The sequence below is a fragment of the Sorangium sp. So ce302 genome (assembly GCF_051530145.1).
In the GTDB taxonomy this organism is placed as follows: domain Bacteria; phylum Myxococcota_A; class Polyangia; order Polyangiales; family Polyangiaceae; genus Sorangium; species Sorangium cellulosum_B.
In genome coordinates, this window is sequence record NZ_CP150326.1 from 372,634 (window position 1) to 395,105 (window position 22,472).

Genomic DNA, 22,472 nt, shown 5'->3' on the forward strand with positions numbered 1-22,472 from the left:
TTGTCGGCAAAATTCAACGGTTCCATGACGAGGAAAGGCGGGCGCGCGCACGGACGGCAAGGGCGGGTCCTCCACTCCTCAGTCCCGGGTCAGCCCCCCGGCGCTGGGCGTGCCATGCGCGCCGGGGCGAAGCTACCGTAGCCGCCCTGATCGCTCCGGCGGATGGCGGACTCGAACACGATGGCGATGCCGCGGGCGCGCAGGATGCTCGGATTCACCTCGAAGACCTCCGGCGACGTCAAGACGGAGCCGACCACGGGGCGTGAGAGCGGCACCGTCCAAATCGGCCACCGGAATGCTCCTGTCTTCCACTCGCCGCTGCACCCGGTGGTCACGATCCGGTCGCCCACGGGAGCGACCCGGATGAATGGCAGGCCACGGAACGCGAGCCAGTCCGCGCCGGGCACGCCGAGCTTCTTGTCCTTCGATGGATCGCTCGCGCGAAGCGCGTAGTCGCGCGCCGATGTGTTGTCCCACTGGAGCACCGGGAGCGGCCGCTCGTACTTCCACGGCCCGAACAGCGCCTCTTCCAGATCCTCGACGCGCACGCCCTCGATGAGCTCGCTGACCATCGTGAGGAACTCCTGCTGGCCCGCGGTGAAATGCAGCGCGGTCGGCTTCGTGTTGCCGTTGTTGTCCATCGCCACATCCGTCGCGAACGCTGCAGCGAAGGCGAGGCTCCGCCGCAGGTCGTTGTTCACCAGGGCGTCGTTCACCAGACGGCTCAGGTAATCCGCGAAGTACCCTGGAGGGGGCTTGAGATCGTGCGCCCCGGCCCCGTCGCCGTCCTTGCGATAACGCAGCCGCTCGATCGCGGGCTCTCCCCGAAAGCTCTCCAGGTCCTGTACCAGCGCATCGAGCAGCACGCTGCGATCCGGGCCGCCCACGATCGCCGGTTGGTACGTGCCACCGGCGCGCCAGACGAGCCTTGGCTCCGGCGTTCCTTCCTTCGTCCGGTCGGCGAGCGCGTTGAGCACCCCGAGCGCCGCCAGGAACGACAGCGGGTTCTTCCCATCAAGCCCGGTCAGCAAGAGCTCTGTCATTTCTCGCCCCTCGCCCCGACCTCGCCGCGCTGCTCTTCCTCGCTCCGCCGGTGATCCGCGAGACGCAGGATCGCTTCGAGCCACGCCAGGCCGAACCAGCCGTAGCGCTGCACGAGCCGCCAGAACCGCTCGGCGATGCCCGTGTCGAGCCGCGCGAGGCCGTGATCACTCGAGACGCGCACGGGCGCGCCCTCCACGTCCAGGGTGAGCTCGACGGGCTCGTCATCGGCGACGACCGGAGCGAATGGCCGGCACCAGCCGTGATGCGAGGCCGTGAGGTGCAGGACCAGATCGCGCTCGACATCACCATCGAACAGCCGTGCGCAGCCTTGAAGGAGCGCAACGGACGCGAGCTCGTGACGGGCTCCCCTCGGATAGCCGGACCGCTTGAACGCGTTGGCCCGCGCGGCGCGATCCGCAGCGACGAGCGCGCTCTTGGCGAGCGGCTCGGGCGCCACGGCCGCCCGGAGCTCGCTGCCCCCGTGGAGCATCCGCTGGAATCGCGGATCGACCTTCCCGGCGTCGTGCCAGCGTGCTGCCAGCTCAACGGCGCGCGCGACATCGGGCGGGAGCCCGCACTGCTCGGCGAACCGCCTGGCCCAGGAAGCGACGCCTCCCAGGTGCTCGCGAAGCGTCATCTCGACGCCCGTGTACGATGCGCCGTCGTCCTCTGTCGTCGCGTCGCCCGCCCCCTCGTCACGCGCGCGGAAGCGACCGACGAGCGCGAAATAGCCCGCCTCGACCTGCGGTTCTTTGTCCTCGCCCGCCAGCTCCACGCCGTCGAGCCGCACGAGGGCGGGGCGCCTCTTGCCCTTCACTGCGAGCGCCTTGAGCACCTGACCGAGCCATGGTGCTGCGGTCGTCGCCGCGCTCATCTCCGAGAGCCACGCGTCCATGGCCGCCCGGTCCTCGGCGTCCGACCTCTCGTCCACGACCGGGACGGGAGCCTCCGGCCACGCAGGGGCCGTGGCGTCGGCGTGCCATTGCGTGACCGCAGGGTGCAGCCGAAGCGTCGGGCGTCCTGTTTGTTGCCATCGGGCGCGATCGCCCAGGTCTGAGACGGGCTCCTGGGACGATGGATCCCAGGTGCCTCCGGCGAGGCCTCCATAGGCGCTCGGGACGACGATCGTGCCGCCTGCGCAGAGGTCACCGGGCTCGATTACCCGGCTCTCATCGCCCTTCCATAGGAGCGCGAGCCGCCCGCCCCGCGGCTTCGCGTCGTGCTCCTCCCTCAGCGCGCGCCCTTCGACATCGGCGAGGTCGGGCGCCGCGCCGCCCTGGAGCCACGCGCGAACCGCATGAATCGGTACCGAAATCGCCTCGATCCCGACCGGCGCGCACGCCTCCACGCGCTTCAACAGGACCTCGTGCGCCGCTTCGTCTCCTGTCGCCTGAGCGAGCAGGGCTTCCGTCACATCGGCGCGCCAGACGACCTGCACCTCGGGCGTCTGCTCCTGCTCGATCCCGTGGAGCCACAGAGCGACATCGGGATCGATCGCCGGGCTCGGCCTCGTCTGCACCCACGCGTCGAGGTGCGCGGGGAGCATCACCGGCGCACGCCCCTTCTGCGTGTGCATCGCGGCGAGCCTCTCGCCCTCGGGCAGCGCCGCCTCCAGCGTCTGGATGCCAAAATCGCGCGCCGCCTCGCTTAGCCACTTCCACGTCTCGGCGAGCGCCTTGCCGTAGACCGGGTCGACGTGATCCTTGGCGAGCGCGTCCGAGCGCACAAGGACCACGCCGCGCGCGTCCTTGATGGCGCCGATCCGGTTCAGGCGGCCAAAGCGCTGCCGGAGCGCGTCGATAGAGGCGCACTCCGTCACAATCGCGTCGAGATCGAAGTCGGCGCCCGCCTCGATGCACTGTGTCGCGACGATGATCACCGGGCGCGAAGTCGTATGGCGTTCGCGACCCGAGCGGACGCGCGGGCTGATCCTGACGTCGAGGTCGTCCCGATCGAGCGGACGCATGCGACCCGTGACGAGGAAGATGTCAGCGCTGTCGCCGGCCCGCTTTCGAATGACCGCGGCCGCCTTGCGCGCCGTGGCGACGCGGTTGACGATGACACCCACGGCGCGTCCCGGCGCGACGAAGCGCAGGGCATGATCGGCGCATGCCTCGGCGAAAGCCGCTCGCCTCGCGTCGTCCCCGCCGCTCACCTTCACTTCGCCGAGCGTGACCAGCTTCTCTGCCCCGAGCCGCCTCGCTAGCCGCTCGTCGCGGTGATCGTCCTCGTTCAGCCCGAACACGCGCTGGCCGTCTGACGCAGCCGAGGTGCTGCCCGGCGTGGCCGACATCTCCACGACCTGCCATCGGTCGGGCAGCGTGCGAGTCGCCCAGTTGCGGTATCGGCGCAGCGCGAGCAGCGTATCGCGGAACGGCTGCGACAGGTGCACCTCGTCGAGCAGCAGGAGCGCGTCGTTGCCGAGCAACCCCGCGTGGATCGGGCGCATGGCGTCGCTCACGCCGTAGCCGCGAAAGAGCAGCCGCGAGCCGACCTGATCCACGGTCGAGACGGCCACGAGCGGCTGATCGGGCCTTCGCGCCCACGCGTCGTCGCGCGGCATGCCGCCGCGGAGCTGCGCCAGCGCGAGCGGCACCTCGTTCTCACGGAGGCCGGCGAGCCCGCGGAGCCGGTCGGCCACCGTGCGAAGGATGCCGTCCCGTGCAGACGTCAGGGCCCCGGCGATCTTCGTTGCGCGCTCAAACGCCTGATCGACGACCGTCCGCCGATCCACGACCATCACGATGCGCCGGGGGGCCTTGCGCTGCGCTGGCGGCAATGCGGCGTCGAGCGCGAGGTGGAAGAGCGCGACGTCGATCGCCGCCGTCTTGCCCGTGCCCGTGGGCAGATCGAGCAACGCCGGCCAGGCCTCATCGCGCGCGACCTCCGCGAGCAGCCTCTCCTGCCATGGAAATGGAGTCACGCGGTCGCTCGGATCCGGCGTTGCGCTGTGGATCGCCGCAAAATAAGCGGCGAAGTCGTCGGGCGAGAGCTCAGCCATTTCCCCTCAGCGGCCGGAAGAGGCCGAGGCCGAAGTAGCGCCCCGCGCCGAGCAGGATCGGCCCCCGCACCGGCGCTTCGAACGAGAGGGTCGCGTGCACAAGGACCCGCTGCAGGGGAGGTGTGCCCGCCTGGAACGGCGGAAAATGCCGGGCCTTTTCGGCGCCCGCGAGGGGCGCCGCCGGCGCGACCGTCACGCGCGCCGGGCGCGGGAGGCCGATCCGCTCGCACGCCATGGCGACGGTCGCCTCGGCCTCCGCGTAGGAGGCGGCCTCCTTCTGCGGATCGCGCGCGCCGAGATCGCCCGGGTTGCGGTCGAGCGCGACCGGCGTGGCGCTGGCCCACGACGTGGCCTCGGCACACCACGTCGCTGGCTGCAGCGTCGATTGGAGAGCCTTCTCTTCCAGCCGCTCGAGGATCAGCTCGCCTGCCCTCCCGAGGTGGACAGGGAGCCGCGGAGGCTCCTCGTCGCCATCGCGCCGTTGCCGCTCCCAGGCGTTCAGCGCGCGGTAGACGGCGAGCCGTTCGTCGTGCGTCGCGTCCCGCGGCAGGATCAGCGCGACGCCCAGGATCGCTCCGTCGGCGTGCTCGCTGCCGACGAACGGCAGCGGGACGTAGGCGAGGTGGGGGCGATCGCTCGGACCGCCGGACGCGCGGTGCCCCGAGAGGATCTCGGGCGCGTTTGGGCCGTGCGCCGCCATCATGGCCTTGCGCACCGTCCGGGCGACGTCGAGGCTCCGAACCGACGGGAGCCGCGGGCCGGCGACCCGGCGCAGGACGATCCACTCGTCGCTGAAGCGCGGCGCCGGCGCGCTCGCCTCGCCGGCGCCGCGAGGCCTCACATAGCGCTGGAACGACGCCGGCAGGACCCGTCCGGGCGCGTCGGCCTGGAGCTCGAAGGCCGTGCAGAGGGCCGTGAGCTGGCCCGGGCCCACGACGCGGAGCACCGCCTCGTCCCCGGCACGCCCCTGGCCGGCGTCGTCCGGGATCCACGTTGGCTCGGGGCGATCATCGCGCACGCGGACGCTGACGAGCGACGAGGAGTGTCCGAGCCGCGTCACGCGTGCGGCGAGCGCGTCGAGCGTCGCGCGCAGCTCGGGCGAGGGCGCCGCGTTCGGCCATGCGAAGACGATGTGCGGCGCTGCTGACCCCATCTCGGCCGGCGCGCTCGACGGGAAGGTGCGCGGCTGGCGCGTCCTTCGCTCAGGCAGGATCGACGCCGCCTTCGCCGGCCCGTCTTTCCCCTCCTTGCCGGTCGGGACGGGCGCGATCGCCTTGCGCACGGCCTCGTTGAAGCGCGCCTCGGCCTTGGCGAGCGCCTTCTCGGCCGCGGCGAGCGGCTTGCCGCCCTTCGGCCGCGCGGCGTCGAGCTCTGCGCGCGCCTCGCGCACGGCGAGCGCCTCGTCGTCGAGCGAGCCGACCACGCTCGTGTCGTTCACGGGCACGAACACCGTCACGACCTCCCGCGCCGCGGCCTCGGGCGCGGTGATCTCGGGCGGGCCTTGCTGCTCCAGCCACTCCAGCGCGGCGCGCTCGTCCTCGGATCGGTCGAGCGCCTCGAAGTAGGCCGCGACGAGGGCCGAGAACAGCCGCGCCGGGTGAGGTGGCCACTCGGCCCGACCGCGGTCGTCGACGGCGGTCGCCACGTAGCGGCCGGTCAGCAGGGCGACCTCGATCGCGAGCATCAGCCCTCGTCCTCGGCCTCGCCGCTCGCCGCCAGCTCGCGGCTCTTCCGGATGAGGCCGGCGAGCTTCGGCGCCGGCGTGAGCGTGACGGGCTTCGGATCCCAGCCGAGGCCGAGCCGCCGCGCGTTCTGCTCGGCGCCCTTGAGCAGGGCAGCCGCCTCGCTCCGGGAGAGCGAGAAGCGCTCCGGCTCGCCGCCGTCCCGGCCCACGAGATCGAAGACGAGGGGCTCTCTCGCGACGAGGGTCGAGCGTGACCGGAGGTCGTAACCCTGGTCGCGCTGGTAGACGACGGCGGCGAGGGCCAGCGCGGCGAGGGCGGTGCGCGCCGCGGCCTCGGCTGCGTCGCGCTGCTCGGCAGGGAGGCGCTCGCCCGAGCAGGTGGTCTGGAAGCGCAGGCGGCGGAGGGCGCCGAGCGAGAGCACGGTGGTCTGCACGGCGTGGCTCATCGTGACGCCGCCCGCGGCTGCATCGATGCTCGGCGGGATGTTGCCGTGGTTGATGGCGGACGGAGAGCCCTTCTTGCCGTCGCCGCCGCCGCTGCGGGAAAACTCGACGGGCTTGCCCTTGGCGAGCTCGGCCTCCTTCGGATCGACCGTCCAGTCCTGGCTGGGGTCCTTGTGCTTGAACACCGGTCCGGCCTTCGTCTGGATGCCGGCGGGGTCGAGGCGACTCGCCGTCTTGACGCCGGCCGCGATGTCGATCCCGACGATCTCGGAGACCAGGCAGCGCTGGAACTTGGCGCCGAGGCCACCCTTCGGACCGGTGCTATCCCAGACGCCGAAGATCAGGGCTGTCGGGCAGTACTTGTACATGGCCGTCGCGTGGGTCGGGCGCGCGTCGGTCACCTCCTTGCCGACGGTCGTGTGGCGGAACGGGGTGCCGCCCAGCACGCTATCGCGGAGGAGCGCGTCGGCGATGCGGTGCGGGGCCTGTAGCGCCGTGATCTGCTCGAGGTCCGCGAGCCCCTCCTCGTTCGAGAAGTCGACCTGCACGATCGGGAAGGGGAGCTCCCCGCGCCGGAATCCATCGAGCAGCGCCTCCTCCAAGCGGTTTGCCTGGGAAGCGACCGAGTCGAGGAGCACTGTACTCACCTCGCGCCCGTCGATGCGCCGCTGCTCCGTCGCGTACTTGGTGGTCGCGTTGCGCTCCTTCACGTAGGTCGGCGGAAAGACCTTGTCTCCGGGGCCGCCCGCGGGATCGAGGCGCGTGATCGTGCGGATGGCGGCGGCGCCGCCGGCGACGGCGTTCGCGAGGGTATCGAGATCGAGAGAGCGCATCGGTCCTCCGTGGGCGGAACGTGCTGGATGTCAGCGAAAAACGCGAAAGGCTCCAGGCGGCGCAGGGCGGGGCGAGCTCGTGCGGCGTGGCGCCAGCGTCGCGCGGCTGGAGCGGAGGTGTCTACCATCGCAGAGGAGGCGGCGAATGGGAAGCGGGCGGTACCTTACTCCGCAATTTTGCGTACCCCGCGCGAGCTTACCTGACGGAGAGACGGGCGCAGCCGGGCTCGGCTTGCGTCGGCGAGACCACGGTTCTCCTGGGCCGCTGTGGCGGGAGTCGAGCTGGGGGCACAAGGGCGTGGCGGCACCGGAGGCGTGGCGCGACCTATCGATGAGCCCCGGGCCCCTGCGGCCGGCGGAGCTGGCCGCGCGGCGCTGTCGGAGAGGTGTCGTGCCGCAGGACGCCGACGCACTTGGCGTGCATTGCGATGAGCAGTCCGGAATTCTCAGGTCAATTGATGGATTCGAATGCTTGACTCTGCCTGACGCGAAGGCGTTTGATGGCGCCCAGAGGGGGTGCCACGATGGCGCGAGCTCCTGAACGAGTCACGGACGAATCGAGCGAGCTGCTGATTCGGGCGAAGCCGCTCCCGCGGAGGTTGCCTGTCGCGGGGGCGCCGCCGGAGCTGGTGCCGGCGCGGATGATCAACGAGGTGCTGTATTGCGAGCGCCTGCTCTACCTGGAGTGGGCGCAGGGTGAGTTCGAGGACAACGTCTTCACGGTGGAGGGCCGGAGCGTTCACCGGCGCGCGGACGTGGCGGGCGGCGAGCTGCCGCCGCGGCCGTCCGGCGCGGCGGGCGGCTCCACCGAGGCGCCGGTCACGGCGACGCCCGCCGCGCCGCCCGCGCCGGCGCAGAGGCGGCGCGCCTCGACGAAGCGGGCGGACGTGGACGACGAGGCCGAGGAGCCCGCGCCGTACGAGGCGCGCAGCGTGTGGCTGTCGTCGGAGCGGCTCGGCATCACGGCGAAGATCGACGTGGTGGAGGGCGACGCGTCAGGGCGCCTGGTCCCAATCGAGTACAAGCGCGGTCGCGCGCCGGACGTGCCCGGAGGGGCCTACTTGCCGGAGCGCGCGCAGCTCTGTGCGCACGTGCTGCTCCTGCGCGAGCACGGGTACACGTGCGACGAGGCGGCCATCTACTTCGCGGCGTCGCGCCGGCGGGTCTCGATCGCGATCGACGAGGCGCTCATCGCCACGACGCACGCGGCTGCTGCCCGCGCGCGGGAGGTGACGGTGGCCGCGGCCATTCCTCCGCCGCTCGTCGACAGCCCGAAGTGCAACGGCTGCTCGCTCGTGGGGATCTGCTTGCCCGACGAGACCAACCTCTTGCGGCGTCTCGACGGGGAGGATCTCGACACGGCGGTGGAGGCGAAGACGGAGAGCCCGCCCATCGAGGCCGATGGGTCGGAGGAGCTGCAAGGACCGCTGGACGTGGACCCGTGGGGGCTCGCCGGCGCGGCGGGCGCGGAGGCGAGATCCGAGGATGCGGACGAGCAGCCCGGGGCGGAGCTCAGGCGCCTCCACCCTGCGCGGGACGACAAGCTCCCCGTCTACGTGCAGGAGCAGGGGGCGCGCATCGGGCTCGCGGGGGAGGGGCTCGTGATCACCAGCCGGGCCGGCGGGCACACGGAGGCGCGGCTCTCGAACACGTCGCAGGTCGCGCTGCTCGGCAACGTGCAGATCTCGACGCAGGCGATGCGGGCGCTGCTGGAGCGGGGGATACCGCTCTGCTTCATGACGTACGGCGGCTACTACCTGGGTCGCGCGACGGGGCTCGAGTCGAGGAACGTGGAGCTCCGGGTCGCGCAGCACCGCGCGGCGGCGGACGAGGCGTTCTGCCTGTCGTTCGCGCGCGGCGTCGTGGTGTCGAAGGTCAAGAACGCGAGGACGATGCTCCGGCGGAACCACGCGGCGCCCGATGCGGCGGTGCTGTCGGAGCTCGACCAGCTCGCGCGCAAGGCCGCGGGGGCGCCGTCGTTGCCGTCGCTGCTCGGGATCGAGGGGACGGCGGCCCGGGTGTATTTCGGGGCGTTCGCCGGCATGTTGAAGGGCGCGGGCGAGGCGAGGGGCGAGTTCGACCTGGAGGGGAGGAACCGGCGGCCGCCGCGCGATCCGGTGAACGCGCTCTTGTCGCTGGCCTACGCGCTGCTCGCGAAGGATCTCGCGACGACGCTGGGCACGGTCGGGCTCGATCCGCTGCTCGGGTTCTATCACCAGCCGCGCTTCGGGCGGCCGGCGCTGGCGCTGGATCTGATGGAGGAGTTCCGGCCCATCGTGGCGGACTCGGTGGTCGTGGCGGCGATCAACAACGGGGTCGTGGCGCCGGACGATTTCCAGCGCTTCGGCGGCGCGGTGGCGCTGCGGCCCGCGGGGCGCAAGAAGTTCCTCCAGGCCTACGAGCGGCGGATGGACCAGCTGGTGACGCACCCGGTGTTCGGATACCGGATCAGCTACCGCAGGGTGCTGGAGGTGCAGGCGCGGCTGCTCGCGCGGGTGCTGCTCGGCGAGGTGGAGGCGTACCCGTCGTTCCGGACGAGGTGAGGGCGTCGCCCCGGACGAGGTGAGTGAAGGCACCGCGCGCGGGAGCGCGGGCCGAGGGAGCGCGGGAGAGAGCGAGCGAAGGAGGCCGGGGTGAGGCAGAGCTACATCGTGAGTTACGACGTCTGCGATCCGAAGCGGCTGCGCAAGATCTTCAAGGCGATGCGGGGGTACGGCGACTGGCTGCAGCTCTCGGTGTGGCAGTGCGAGCTGAGCCGGAGGGAGCTGGTGGAGCTGCGGCGCGATCTCGGGCAGATCATCGATCCGAGGGTGGACCAGGTGCTGATCATCGACATCGGTCCGGCGAACGGGCGCGGGCTGAGCGCCATCGCGTCGCTCGGGAGGGCGTACGTCCCGTCGGAGCGGGTGGCCGTGGTGGTGTGAGGCGCTGCGCCGGCGGGGGAGGGGGATGGTCGAGCCTGCGGCGTGTGGCCTGCGGCGCTCGCAGGGGGCGACCTGACGGGTGCGGGAAATGCGGGTTGATCCATTGGCCGGGAGTGTCGCCATCTGGCGGGGGGGCCGCGCCGCGCCGTTCAGCGCGCCTTGCGCTCTTGCGCTTTGCCTTCGCGACGGGGGCGCCGGTGAGGAACGCGCCGGTCTCGGCCTGCGACTCGGCGACGTCGCTGTCGTCGTCGGTCTCCTCGTCGTCGGCGTCGCCGGGGGCGGCGGCCTTGGAGGAGCTGGCGCGGCGGAAGCCGAGCTCGCGGCGGAGCCTTCGGTCCTCGCCTGACAGGCCGCTGCTGCCGGCGGCGCTTCGTGCCGCGGCAGAGCGGCGTTGCGTCGATGGATCCTGCTGGTGCCCCACGTCGAGAGGGTCGACGACCGCGCGAGGTCCGGTCGAACGGCCCTGCCGCGAAGCCCGAAGCCGTCCCGGCGCCCCCGGCCGGGGCGGCCGGCACGCTGTGAACCCGTCCGGGTGATCCGGCACGTCCAGGCGGGAGATGGTTGGACCCATCTCGCGCCTGGACGTGCCTTCACAAAAAGACGAGTGGATCCATCTCCGCGGTGGACGTGCCTCCACAAAAAGACGAGTGGATCCATCTCCGCGGTGGACGTGCCTCCACAAAAAGACGAGTGGATCCATCTCCGCGGTGGACGTGCCTCCACAAAAGATGGCGGGCACCCATCTCCGCGGCGCGGGTACGAGCTCGCTCGCCCGGGGGACTGGGACCGTCTGGGAACGCGGGCGAGCTCGGTCGCGCAGGCCGCCTCGGGGAGAAGGATGACCTGTCCGGCGCAGCGACCGACGGCGGTTACCGCGGTCCTGGCGCCAGAACACGCCGGCCCGCAGGACGCACGCGCCGCGCGGGCGTCGGCGGGGCGGTGGGGGGGTCCCCCGGTATCGTGACAGCTGCAGGAGGAAGGAGAAGGAAGGAGCGCCGGTCCCGTGCGCGTGCGCCGTTTCGTGAGGAACGGATCCCGCGGGGGGAATCACGGTGAGCGACGGCGGCGGATGGTGGGGAAGATGGCGGCGGTGGGTCGAGCGCGGTCGGCGCACCGTCGAGGGCCCGAGCCGTCCGAGCTCCGCGTCGCGACGCCGACCGACGGTGGGTGAGCGGACGAGGCCGGGCTGGAGAGACACCGCTACGCGCGACGACGGAAGGGCTGGGCACCGCGAGGCGGGAGTGTGGTAGAAGCGAGGCGACGGGCCCGCTGCGAGCGGTGGAGTGACGCGAAAATCCCGGGAGGCGCTCGCAACGCCGGTAGGTGTTTGAAATGACGATGGTTTTCGAGAGGGAGGGGTGCCTCCGGAGGGCCCCCGGCAGCCGGGGAAGGGGGGGCGAACGGGAACCTCTCGCAAACCGGCTTGCAAGTACGCGAAATGCCAGGTACGCCTGGGAGGCCGCTCTCCGCCGCTGAAAGGCGGCGGCCCCATTGAAGCTTCATGTTGGATGTCCTTCGTGGTCTGCCCTGTTTTGCTCTCCGCCGCTGAAAGGCGGCGGCCCCATTGAAGCTATAATGTGCACGTCCTCCCGAAGGATGCTGATGCGCCTCTCCGCCGCTGAAAGGCGGCGGCCCCATTGAAGCAGCATGAGCCGAGGACGTGATTACGACGGGGACGCTCTCTCCGCCGCTGAAAGGCGGCGGCCCCATTGAAGCAGCGGGCCGCCTCGCGTGCACCTGGTCATCCCCAACTCTCCGCCGCTGAAAGGCGGCGGCCCCATTGAAGCCGGCCGACAGGTCGGCTGGCCGCGAAGGGAGCACCGTCCTCTCCGCCGCTGAAAGGCGGCGGCCCCATTGAAGCACAAGACCCCGCAGCTCCCCGACGGCCTTGCTGTACTCTCCGCCGCTGAAAGGCGGCGGCCCCATTGAAGCCCGAACGCCACGTATCTGCCCAACGGGACAGACGCGAACTCTCCGCCGCTGAAAGGCGGCGGCCCCATTGAAGCGATGAGTTGTATTCGCGCGGCTCCCAACCGGCAGTCCTCTCCGCCGCTGAAAGGCGGCGGCCCCATTGAAGCGCGGCCTTCCGGGCGAGGATATAGGTGCTGATCTTCTCCTCTCCGCCGCTGAAAGGCGGCGGCCCCATTGAAGCTGAGCGAGGGACCCTCGGGAGGGGGCCCAAGCCTCGGCTCTCCGCCGCTGAAAGGCGGCGGCCCCATTGAAGCCTACAGAGGCTTATCGATCTGGGCGCGGATGTGTCAGCTCTCCGCCGCTGAAAGGCGGCGGCCCCATTGAAGCTCGGAAAGCTGACTTCGCAGGCGTCTGTCCGTTGCTTTACTCTCCGCCGCTGAAAGGCGGCGGCCCCATTGAAGCGGCGCGTCGTCCTCGCGGCGCGTGGCGCTGTGCTCGGGCTCTCCGCCGCTGAAAGGCGGCGGCCCCATTGAAGCATGAGCGGCGTCCACAGGGTCGACGGGGCGAACGAGCTCTCCGCCGCTGAAAGGCGGCGGCCCCATTGAAGCGTCGGGTTCGCGCTCGGCGTGGCGATCGGAGCGGACCTCTCCGCCGCTGAAAGGCGGCGGCCCCATTGAAGCTCTTCGTGGCAAAGCGATTCGACGTCGCGTTGCGGCCTCTCCGCCGCTGAAAGGCGGCGGCCCCATTGAAGCCGAAACCTCTCGCCGGAGTATGGTCCGTCACTGCGGAACTCTCCGCCGCTGAAAGGCGGCGGCCCCATTGAAGCGCTCACAGCATGAAGATCATCGCCATGATGGCGATCTGCTCTCCGCCGCTGAAAGGCGGCGGCCCCATTGAAGCGACTCCTTCGCGAGGTCGCTCGAGCGCGACTGGGACGCTCTCCGCCGCTGAAAGGCGGCGGCCCCATTGAAGCGACGCGAAGGTGCGCACGATCGGGCTCAAGGGCCTGCTCTCCGCCGCTGAAAGGCGGCGGCCCCATTGAAGCGAAGAACTGACCGGCCCCGCCATCGGGCGCCGGTGCTCTCCGCCGCTGAAAGGCGGCGGCCCCATTGAAGCGCGCCCAGCGCCCTCTCACCGAACTCCCGCCGCACCTCTCTCCGCCGCTGAAATGCGGCGGCCCCATTGAAGCGATGTTCGCCTTGACCAACGCGACGCGGGCGCGATCCACTCTCCGCCGCTGAAAGGCGGCGGCCCCATTGAAGCCTGTCGTGCGCGCGCTTGGCGCGGCCGGGGCCGGCGAGCTCTCCGCCGCTGAAAGGCGGCGGCCCCATTGAAGCAACATCGCCTCGATGCGCCGCTCGACCGCATCGTCCCTCTCCGCCGCTGAAAGGCGGCGGCCCCATTGAAGCCCGGAACTCATCCTTTATCGAAAAAGGATCGGCACCACCTCTCCGCCGCTGAAAGGCGGCGGCCCCATTGAAGCGTCGTAGCAGTACCCGAACTCGTCGCATCCACAGCTCCTCTCCGCCGCTGAAAGGCGGCGGCCCCATTGAAGCGTTGATCGAAGGCGCCGCAACGTCGTGGAGCCTCCCTCTCCGCCGCTGAAAGGCGGCGGCCCCATTGAAGCCCTTGCCGCCCGCCGCGCGATCTCCGCCGGGTGCCTCGCCGGCTCTCCGCCGCTGAAAGGCGGCGGCCCCATTGAAGCCTGCTGGGCAACGATCCGACCGAGCGCGGGGCGATCTCTCCGCCGCTGAAAGGCGGCGGCCCCATTGAAGCCGTGAGTGTTGCGGCGTCTGTCCATACCTGTCGCGATCTCTCCGCCGCTGAAAGGCGGCGGCCCCATTGAAGCACGATCCACTGCTTGATCGCGCCGGAGAGTGTCTCCTCTCTCCGCCGCTGAAAGGCGGCGGCCCCATTGAAGCAAGGACGCGTTCAGCGGTGCCGCGCGCGGGGCTGGGAACTCTCCGCCGCTGAAAGGCGGCGGCCCCATTGAAGCCGGGCGGGCACCGCGACGGCCGATCTCGCGGAGGCGGTCTCTCCGCCGCTGAAAGGCGGCGGCCCCATTGAAGCTCACAAACACCGCGACGCCGGGGACGGGGACCATCTCTCCGCCGCTGAAAGGCGGCGGCCCCATTGAAGCAATCAGCAGGTTCATCCGGCTGTGCCTTCTCCAGAACTCTCCGCCGCTGAAAGGCGGCGGCCCCATTGAAGCCGAGAGGCTGCAGGAGAAGGGGCAGCCCATCGCGTTCCTCTCCGCCGCTGAAAGGCGGCGGCCCCATTGAAGCACGGGTCACCACGGGTCGCAGCGTCGGCCTCCGGAGCTCTCTCTCCGCCGCTGAAAGGCGGCGGCCCCATTGAAGCTGCACCGCCTCACGCGTCGCCGTCGGCAGCGCCACCTCTCTCCGCCGCTGAAAGGCGGCGGCCCCATTGAAGCACGCTGTTCGCGGCGCTCGACGTCGCGACCGTCGTACTCTCCGCCGCTGAAAGGCGGCGGCCCCATTGAAGCACCAGGCGCAGCAGCGCGTCCGCCCGCTCCTCCAGCCCGTCTCTCCGCCGCTGAAAGGCGGCGGCCCCATTGAAGCGTCGGCCGGGCCATGACGACGCACTTCACGGCGGGCACGCTCTCCGCCGCTGAAAGGCGGCGGCCCCATTGAAGCCACAACCCGCCCACCTTCACGCCTCGCAGCGCCGCATCTCTCCGCCGCTGAAAGGCGGCGGCCCCATTGAAGCCGCAACTCCCGCTCTTTTACGGGGGTTGTCCGCCTTGCCCTCTCCGCCGCTGAAAGGCGGCGGCCCCATTGAAGCAGGAACCCGTGTGAGTGCGGAGAGCGGTCCCGAGCGCTACTCTCCGCCGCTGAAAGGCGGCGGCCCCATTGAAGCTGGGTCGAGTCCTCGCCGTGGAGCGGGGTCGGCGGGCACTCTCCGCCGCTGAAAGGCGGCGGCCCCATTGAAGCTCGATGCCGGGAAACTTGAGGTATGAAAACATCTCTTGCTCTCCGCCGCTGAAAGGCGGCGGCCCCATTGAAGCGATGGCGTCGAGTGCACGAACGAGGCGGCGGCGAACCTCTCTCCGCCGCTGAAAGGCGGCGGCCCCATTGAAGCCGGGCAGAGCCCGGCGGGTAGGGGCGGAGCCCCGAACTCTCCGCCGCTGAAAGGCGGCGGCCCCATTGAAGCGCGTCGGCTCACCGGCCCAGGCCCGGAGGCTGTCGCCGCTCTCCGCCGCTGAAAGGCGGCGGCCCCATTGAAGCGAGTCACTGACCGGCGGGCGTTTGCCGAGGTGGATGTCTCTCCGCCGCTGAAAGGCGGCGGCCCCATTGAAGCTTGCAGCTGCCGAGGCGAGGCACATCGAGCGAGGCGAACTCTCCGCCGCTGAAAGGCGGCGGCCCCATTGAAGCCGCTCGTCGAGCATGAGGAACTCCCGGGGCACCTCGTCTCTCCGCCGCTGAAAGGCGGCGGCCCCATTGAAGCCGCATGCGGTGGCCGTTGTGGTAAACGGCGCTAGCTCGCTCTCCGCCGCTGAAAGGCGGCGGCCCCATTGAAGCAAGACGTCATGAGCATCTACGGCGAGAGCATTAATATTCTCTCCGCCGCTGAAAGGCGGCGGCCCCATTGAAGCAATGACGAACGGGTCGGCGCCGGGCATGACGAACTTGCGCTCTCCGCCGCTGAAAGGCGGCGGCCCCATTGAAGCGGCAGCGTCGTGGCGAACGCCACCGCGTGCTCGCACCTCTCCGCCGCTGAAAGGCGGCGGCCCCATTGAAGCTCGGCCCAGCGCGCGCGAAGCGCCTTGAAGCCTGCCTCTCCGCCGCTGAAAGGCGGCGGCCCCATTGAAGCTGGCGCTGCTGGTCGGCGAAGTAGCGCTCTCTGATTCGTCTCTCCGCCGCTGAAAGGCGGCGGCCCCATTGAAGCGACCGGCACCCGGCGGACCCTGACGGGGAGCGCCTCTCTCCGCCGCTGAAAGGCGGCGGCCCCATTGAAGCTCTGTCGTCGTTCCCGACCGTTCCCTTTTCGTTCCCGGCTCTCCGCCGCTGAAAGGCGGCGGCCCCATTGAAGCTCGGCGTCGAGCAGCTCGCACACGCGATACTCGGACTCTCCGCCGCTGAAAGGCGGCGGCCCCATTGAAGCAGCGCGGAGGCTGGCCACGCTGAGCGCGCCCATGCCCTCTCCGCCGCTGAAAGGCGGCGGCCCCATTGAAGCATGCGGGGCGCCCTGCCGGCCGACCCGCGCGAGGGGACTCTCCGCCGCTGAAAGGCGGCGGCCCCATTGAAGCAGGAAGTCCGCGATGACCGTCAGCGCGGGATCGCCAACTCTCCGCCGCTGAAAGGCGGCGGCCCCATTGAAGCGACGCCTGGTAGATCGTGCCGACGTGGCCGGGGAACACGCTCTCCGCCGCTGAAAGGCGGCGGCCCCATTGAAGCGTGTGTGGCAAGCTTCGCCTGGAGCCCGTCGCCGTTACTCTCCGCCGCTGAAAGGCGGCGGCCCCATTGAAGCCGACGGCGAGGGGCACAACATCCGCCGCTGTCCGACTCTCCGCCGCTGAAAGGCGGCGGCCCCATTGAAGCTGGCTTGGCGCGTTGCGAGTCGTCGGCGCTTTTGGCTCTCCGCCGCTGAAAGGCGGCGGCCCCATTGAAGCGAGGGGCCGGAGGCCGAGGTGATGGCGCAGGCGCTTCTCTCCGCCGCTGAAAGGCGGCGGCCCCATTGAAGCTGCTGTATCTTTCATATGTGCAAGACGCGACCCCACTCTCCGCCGCTGAAAGGCGGCGGCCCCATTGAAGCCCCGTAAGCGTGGCTCATGTCGTCATTCTGCCTCTGCGCTCTCCGCCGCTGAAAGGCGGCGGCCCCATTGAAGCAACGCGGTGCCTCCAGGCCGAATGGGTAAGACGCTGGCTCTCCGCCGCTGAAAGGCGGCGGCCCCATTGAAGCAAGCCTGTTGTTCGTATCCTCGGATCCGGCGATCTCGACTCTCCGCCGCTGAAAGGCGGCGGCCCCATTGAAGCCCATCTTCGTTGGTGTGCAAGAGGCCGTTGACGATCCACTCTCCGCCGCTGAAAGGCGGCGGCCCCATTGAAGCACCACCCGGCCTCCGCCAGCGCCGCGCGCAGGATCGACTCTCCGCCGCTGAAAGGCGGCGGCCCCATTGAAGCAAGGAAACGGCGAAGCTCGTCCGGCAGGAACTTGCCGCTCTCCGCCGCTGAAAGGCGGCGGCCCCATTGAAGCTGGGCGAGGCCGGACATTCCGGAGTTGGAGCGGATTCTCTCCGCCGCTGAAAGGCGGCGGCCCCATTGAAGCATTTCGGCGGCAACCTCGTAGGGGTCGCCAGAGCTCAGCCTCTCCGCCGCTGAAAGGCGGCGGCCCCATTGAAGCGCGACGTGCTGTCCAGCGAATTCGCCGCGATGCGCGATCTCTCCGCCGCTGAAAGGCGGCGGCCCCATTGAATCCCGACGGCGTCGCCCCCGGGCGAGAGCACGTCCAGCACCCTCTCCGCCGCTGAAAGGCGGCGGCCCCATTGAAGCGATTCGTCGTCCGCCAGCAACGCCTCGGGGCTCAGCGTCCTCTCCGCCGCTGAAAGGCGGCGGCCCCATTGAAGCGAAATTGTCTCGGTTGCGGTCGGTGGTGACGCGTTGGGCTCTCCGCCGCTGAAAGGCGGCGGCCCCATTGAAGCAGGGCCTGCTTGACGTTCGAGCCGATCCGCAGCTGCAGCTCTCCGCCGCTGAAAGGCGGCGGCCCCATTGAAGCCAGGCGGCGGTATCGTTCCTCGCCGCCGTCACCATGACTCTCCGCCGCTGAAAGGCGGCGGCCCCATTGAAGCCGGAAGTCGATCCACCTGAGCAAGATCACGAGACGTCATCTCTCCGCCGCTGAAAGGCGGCGGCCCCATTGAAGCCTGACGCGCCGGGCACTCCGCTCGAGGTGGAGGTCGAGGCTCTCCGCCGCTGAAAGGCGGCGGCCCCATTGAAGCGAGACCAGGTAGATCCCCTCTCCGGGAGCTTGAAGCGCTCTCCGCCGCTGAAAGGCGGCGGCCCCATTGAAGCTATATCCTCCGCTCAGGGTGCAGCGCGGCAAAGAGGTCTCTCCGCCGCTGAAAGGCGGCGGCCCCATTGAAGCTAGGCGTGGTCCAGGGCGCCGAAGTGCCCGATCGCGCGCTCTCCGCCGCTGAAAGGCGGCGGCCCCATTGAAGCGATGGTGACGCCGGCCGTCGCAAGGTCCTCGTCGGTCCTCTCCGCCGCTGAAAGGCGGCGGCCCCATTGAAGCGCGGCAGGCTTCATCGGCGACTTTTCTTGGCGACGGTCTCTCCGCCGCTGAAAGGCGGCGGCCCCATTGAAGCGCGTCGGGGTGGGGCGTCGTCCTCTGTCCGCTCGACGTCGCCTCTCCGCCGCTGAAAGGCGGCGGCCCCATTGAAGCATGGTACGTCAGGGGTTACGACGCTCGAGCTCACGGTCTCTCCGCCGCTGAAAGGCGGCGGCCCCATTGAAGCCTTGTAGACCTTTTCGATCACCCACGCGCGCAACGTGCTCTCCGCCGCTGAAAGGCGGCGACCCCATTGAAGCAACGCCTCTCTCGCCGCCGTGAAGTCGCACGTACAGGGCGCTCTCCGCCGCTGAAAGGCGGCGGCCCCATTGAAGCCGCCGTGGTGCCGCGCCAGGTAATCGGGGTTATCGCCACTCTCCGCCGCTGAAAGGCGGCGGCCCCATTGAAGCCCGCTCGCGGGGTCCTTCGCGTTGAACACCACGCTGACTCTCCGCCGCTGAAAGGCGGCGGCCCCATTGAAGCGGCGCCTGCTCCGCGGGCGTGGCGAACCAGGTCTACGAGCTCTCTCCGCCCCTGAAAGGCGGCGGCCCCATTGAAGCGATTCATCGGTCCCGCTCCGTCGCATAGGGCGAGCGCTCTCCGCCGCTGAAAGGCGGTGGCCCCATTGAAGCAGGATCTCCTCTACCGGAATATGCTGCTCCACCCCGCTCTCCGCCGCTGAAAGGTGGCGGCCCCATTGAAGCGGTTGTGGAGCTGGTGAACTCGTCGCCGGTTTCCAGCTCTCCGCCGCTGAAAGGCGGCGGCCCCATTGAAGCAAGCTCCACGGCTCCGTCCGTCGCCGTCGCTCAGCTGCTCTCCGCCGCTGAAAGGCGGCGGCCCCATTGAAGCTCAGAGAACGGTGTGGAGGCAGGCGCAGGCGGCGCCCGCTCTCCGCCGCTGAAAGGCGGCGGCCCCATTGAAGCGGGCGGGGGTATGAGTTCACCGATGCGGCTCGCGTGCAGCTCTCCGCCGCTGAAAGGCGGCGGCCCCATTGAAGCTCGGGGTGCTCGTCGCTGCGCTACCAGATGAGGCGCTCTCCGCCGCTGAAAGGCGGCGGCCCCATTGAAGCTGGAGGAGGCGGTCAATGAGATCTCGCGGTGGGAAGCTCTCCGCCGCTGAAAGGCGGCGGCCCCATTGAAGCCAGGCCGGGTTCTCGTACCAAGCGACGCTCGCGAAACTCTCCGCCGCTGAAAGGCGGCGGCCCCATTGAGGCGCCTCCACGGCCGCGCGAGCATCGATGTCCGCACGCGGCGCCCTCTCCGCCGCTGAAAGGCGGCGGCCCCATTGAAGCCCGGCGACCGTGAACGCGGCGAGGCTCGCGACGTTCCTCTCCGCCGCTGAAAGGCGGCGGCCCCATTGAAGCCTCCCCCTCCGCCCGCCGCGGCCCGTGACGCGACGATCACCGACACCATGCGAGCGGCGCCCTCGTTCTTGGGCCTTCTCGTGCCCCGCGCATCCCCGAGCGCGAGCCCGCGTTGGTGGCCCGCGCGGTTCTGCTTTTCGTGATCCGGCCGGCTCGTCCTAGCCTCCTCGCCTCGTTGGCGTCCCCACGCCCAAGGGCTACTGCTTCGTAATCGTTCACGGATCGACTCAATCAATGCGACAATTCGCGTGCTTGCAAGACTGAGCGAGCATATGAAGACAACCGTTGCTGGCACTCGCACGCGCCCGAGGTTGGTCAGGAATGCGATCCAGCCCGTGAACGGTTACACTGCTTCCTCCTGACCAACGTGCCCCGCAAGACGCACGGCCCGCATCAGGTAGGTGATCTCTAATGCGTCCGCTGGGAGAGCGAAGCTGCAGTTCTCGATGCCGGGCACCGGATGGGCGACCGTCGTCGCGCCGTGAGATTGCCATAGGCTGCCCGATCGTCGATTCCGACTGCCGTCGTTTCAGTTGACAACGCCGTAGCCTTCGGCGTTACCATCCTCCGGCATGAAGCCGCTCACATCTTGGCCGGTCGTGGCCGGGCTCGTCGTCATCGCTCTCGGCTGCAGCGGCGGCAGCGCGGGCGCCGGCGGAGCGGGCGAAGCGGGCCCCGGCGGAGCGGGCGAAGCGGGCCCCGGCGGCGGCGCAGGCGGAACGAGCGACGGCGGCGGCACGGACGGCGCTGCCGCGGGCACCGGCGGAACGACCTCTGCGGCGGGCACCGGTGGATCGCTCGCGGGAACGGGCGGTGGCGGGGATGGCGGCGGCGCGGCGGCCGGCGGTAGCGGCGGCGACTCGGGCGCGCAGGGTGGCGCCGGCGGCAGCGCGGGCTCGACCTATCGGCCCTGCCCGACCGACGGTACGGCGTGCAAGATCATGCCGTTCGGCGACTCTATCACCGACGGATACAACGGGGACACGCCGGGCGGCTATCGCGTCGAGCTGTTCCGGCTCGCGCACGCGGCGGGCAAGAACATCACGTTCGTCGGTTCGGGATCGAACGGACCGAACACCGTTGGCGGCGTGGCGTTCCCGCACAACCACGAGGGCCACAGCGGCTGGACGATCGCCCCCGCCGGCGGAAGGAGCGGCATCTCGACGCTCGTGTCGACCGTCATGCCGCAATACAAGCCCGACATCGTGCTCTTGATGATTGGAACCAACGACGCAATCGACAATTACGACATGCCCAACGCCCCCAAACGTTTGGGCGCGTTGATTGACAGCATCTACGCGCAGCTCCCCAATGTTCTCATCGTGGTGGCCGCGCCCGTCCCGTCGCGCGGCGACGCGAGCAAGGGCGACGACACAGCGCTCAGCGCGCGCATCAAGACCTACGACGACGCCATTCCGGCGGTGGTGAAGGCCCGGGCGGACGCAGGCCGACACATCATCTCCGTCGACATGTACACGCCCTTCAATCCGAACAAGACCACGTTGCTCGAAGATCAGTGGCACCCCAACCTCCAGGGCTACGTGCTGCTGGGCGGGCAGTGGTACGCAGCGTTGCAGCCTCTGCTCTGACGGCGCGGTCGCTCAAGGGAGGCGCGCGGAGCCTGACGCCCGGCGCGGCATGTGCAGGCTCGACCAGGGGGTAGGTAATCTTAGAGCGCCTAACAAAAGCCCGTCGGGATATGGTGGAGGCAGAGCAGGCATACGGCGAGCAGGAGGAACGCTCGGTGAATGTCGGCACGGCGGCGGGGGCTCGCCCAGGTCGTCGCGCTGCACGGCGATGAAGAGGACCACCGTCGAGAACAGCGTCTTGCAGTCGTAGCGGGTCCTGCAGCCGGCGGCCCAGATCACCACGCCGCGGCGATCGAGGGCGCGCGCGGACGCTCCACCGGCGTTGACGCCGCTCAGCCGGCCGCCGACCATCCGCTCCCGTGCAGGCGCCCTCGCCCTCGGCCCTCTTCCAGCTCCTCCTCGACGCGCCCGGGACACCCGATCTGGAGGTCGTGCGCTTTCGAGTCATCGAGAGGCTCTCACGCTGCTTCTCCTTCGATGTCACCGCGCGGCTCGACGCCGGGGCGATTGATGAGGCGACCCTCGCCGCGACGCTGATGGAGCGGCCCGCGTCCCTGCGCATGCCCACCTCGGCGACCGAGGCGCGCGCGGTGACCGGCGTCGTCACCCGGGTGAGCGTCGAGGGCGCCGACGGCGACGGGCGCGCCGTCGTCCGCGTGCGCATCGAGCCGCGGCTCGCCCTCCTCGGCGAGGGGCGGCAGAGCCGGATCTTCCAGGAACAACCCCTCTCGGGCGTCCTCGGCGCGGTGCTCACCGAGGCAGGGCTGCCCCACCGCTTCTCCCTCCCCGCGCCCCGGCCCCCGCGCGTCTACTGCGTCCAGCACCAGGAGAGCGATCTCGCCTTCATCACCAGGCTCTGCGCGGAGGACGGCGTCTTCTTCTGGTTCGAGCCGCCCGAGGGCGGCGATCCGGCGGCGCCCGAGGTGATCGTCTTCGCCGATTCCCCCGGGGCTTATGCGCAGATCGCCGGCGATCCCACGCTCGCCTACCGCCAGGCGACCGGCGCCGCCGCGCTCGCTCCCGAGGAGCGGCACGTGACGCGGTTCGTGCGGAGGCAGGCGAAGGCGCCGCGCGGCGCGCGGGTGAAGGGCTTCGACTTCGCGCGGCCGGCGCTCGATCTCGGCGGGACCCGAGGGGAGGCGATCCGGGCGCGCATGACGTACGATCACCGCGATCACGACGAGCGGATCGACGCCGGCGCCGAGCGGGCGCAGATCGTGCTGGAGCAGACCCGGGCCCGCGCGGATCTCGGCGAGGGCGCCTCGTGGTGCCGGCGGCTCGCGCCGGGGCACAGGTTCTCGCTGGAGGGCCACGACGTCGCCGCGCTCAACGGGCGAGCGTCTCCGCGAGGCCTGCGCTGGCGATAGCAGTCCGAGCCGCCTCGATTACGC

The 22,472-nt window shown here is 70.3% G+C and carries 8 protein-coding genes and 1 CRISPR repeat array; of the genes, 4 read left to right on the forward strand and 4 right to left on the reverse strand.

From position 1 onward, the window contains the following. Window positions 1-89: 89 nt before the first annotated feature. Genes WME73_RS01475 through cas7g form a run of 4 tightly spaced genes read right to left on the reverse strand, consistent with a single transcriptional unit; the run spans window position 90 to window position 7,006 of the window. Window positions 90-1,043 carry a type I-G CRISPR-associated protein, Cas3-extension family gene (locus tag WME73_RS01475; protein WP_437914527.1) on the reverse strand — a complete coding sequence of 318 codons (954 nt, stop codon included), beginning with the start codon at window positions 1,041-1,043 and terminating at the stop codon, window positions 90-92. Then, the gene (gene cas3g / locus WME73_RS01480; protein WP_437914528.1) at window positions 1,040-4,045 is read right to left on the reverse strand and encodes a type I-G CRISPR-associated helicase/endonuclease Cas3g; all 3,006 of its coding nucleotides are present in this window, start codon (window positions 4,043-4,045) and stop codon (window positions 1,040-1,042) included. Before cas3g ends, WME73_RS01475 begins: the two co-directional genes overlap by 4 nt. Next, on the reverse strand, window positions 4,038-5,729 hold the full coding sequence (gene csb2, locus WME73_RS01485; protein WP_437914529.1) for a type I-G CRISPR-associated protein Csb2: 1,692 nt from the start codon (window positions 5,727-5,729) through the stop codon (window positions 4,038-4,040). Before csb2 ends, cas3g begins: the two co-directional genes overlap by 8 nt. Continuing rightward, window positions 5,729-7,006: a type I-G CRISPR-associated RAMP protein Csb1/Cas7g gene (cas7g, locus tag WME73_RS01490; protein ID WP_437914530.1), complete on the reverse strand. Its 1,278-nt coding sequence runs from the start codon at window positions 7,004-7,006 to the stop codon at window positions 5,729-5,731. Before cas7g ends, csb2 begins: the two co-directional genes overlap by 1 nt. 524 nt (window positions 7,007-7,530) lie before the next feature. Here cas7g and cas1 point away from each other — a divergent pair. The 4 genes from cas1 (at window position 7,531) to WME73_RS01510 (ending at window position 22,448) form a co-directional block, all read left to right on the forward strand. After that, a complete protein-coding gene (cas1, locus tag WME73_RS01495; protein WP_437914531.1) occupies window positions 7,531-9,549 on the forward strand; it encodes a CRISPR-associated endonuclease Cas1 in 2,019 nt (672 codons plus the stop codon). Window positions 9,550-9,639: 90 nt separating this feature from the next. Further along, window positions 9,640-9,930 (forward strand): CRISPR-associated endonuclease Cas2, encoded by a 291-nt coding sequence (gene cas2, locus WME73_RS01500; protein ID WP_437297341.1) that lies wholly within the window; start codon window positions 9,640-9,642, stop codon window positions 9,928-9,930. A gap of 1,462 nt (window positions 9,931-11,392) precedes the next feature. Next, a CRISPR array of direct repeats spans window positions 11,393-19,492; the repeat unit is 36 nt; unit sequence CTCTCCGCCGCTGAAAGGCGGCGGCCCCATTGAAGC. A gap of 572 nt (window positions 19,493-20,064) precedes the next feature. Next, a complete protein-coding gene (locus WME73_RS01505) occupies window positions 20,065-21,081 on the forward strand; it encodes an SGNH/GDSL hydrolase family protein (protein WP_437914532.1) in 1,017 nt (338 codons plus the stop codon). Window positions 21,082-21,440: 359 nt separating this feature from the next. Next, window positions 21,441-22,448 (forward strand): type VI secretion system Vgr family protein, encoded by a 1,008-nt coding sequence (locus WME73_RS01510; protein WP_437914533.1) that lies wholly within the window; start codon window positions 21,441-21,443, stop codon window positions 22,446-22,448. Window positions 22,449-22,472: the final 24 nt, after the last annotated feature.

Coding starts and splice junctions, on each gene's coding strand:
- csb2 (WP_437914529.1), bottom strand. CDS start 5,729: ATGCTCGCGATCGAGGTCGCCCTGCTGACCGGCCGCTACGTGGCGACC.
- WME73_RS01505 (WP_437914532.1), top strand. CDS start 20,065: ATGAAGCCGCTCACATCTTGGCCGGTCGTGGCCGGGCTCGTCGTCATC.
- cas7g (WP_437914530.1), bottom strand. CDS start 7,006: ATGCGCTCTCTCGATCTCGATACCCTCGCGAACGCCGTCGCCGGCGGC.
- cas1 (WP_437914531.1), top strand. CDS start 7,531: ATGGCGCGAGCTCCTGAACGAGTCACGGACGAATCGAGCGAGCTGCTG.
- WME73_RS01475 (WP_437914527.1), bottom strand. CDS start 1,043: ATGACAGAGCTCTTGCTGACCGGGCTTGATGGGAAGAACCCGCTGTCG.
- cas3g (WP_437914528.1), bottom strand. CDS start 4,045: ATGGCTGAGCTCTCGCCCGACGACTTCGCCGCTTATTTTGCGGCGATC.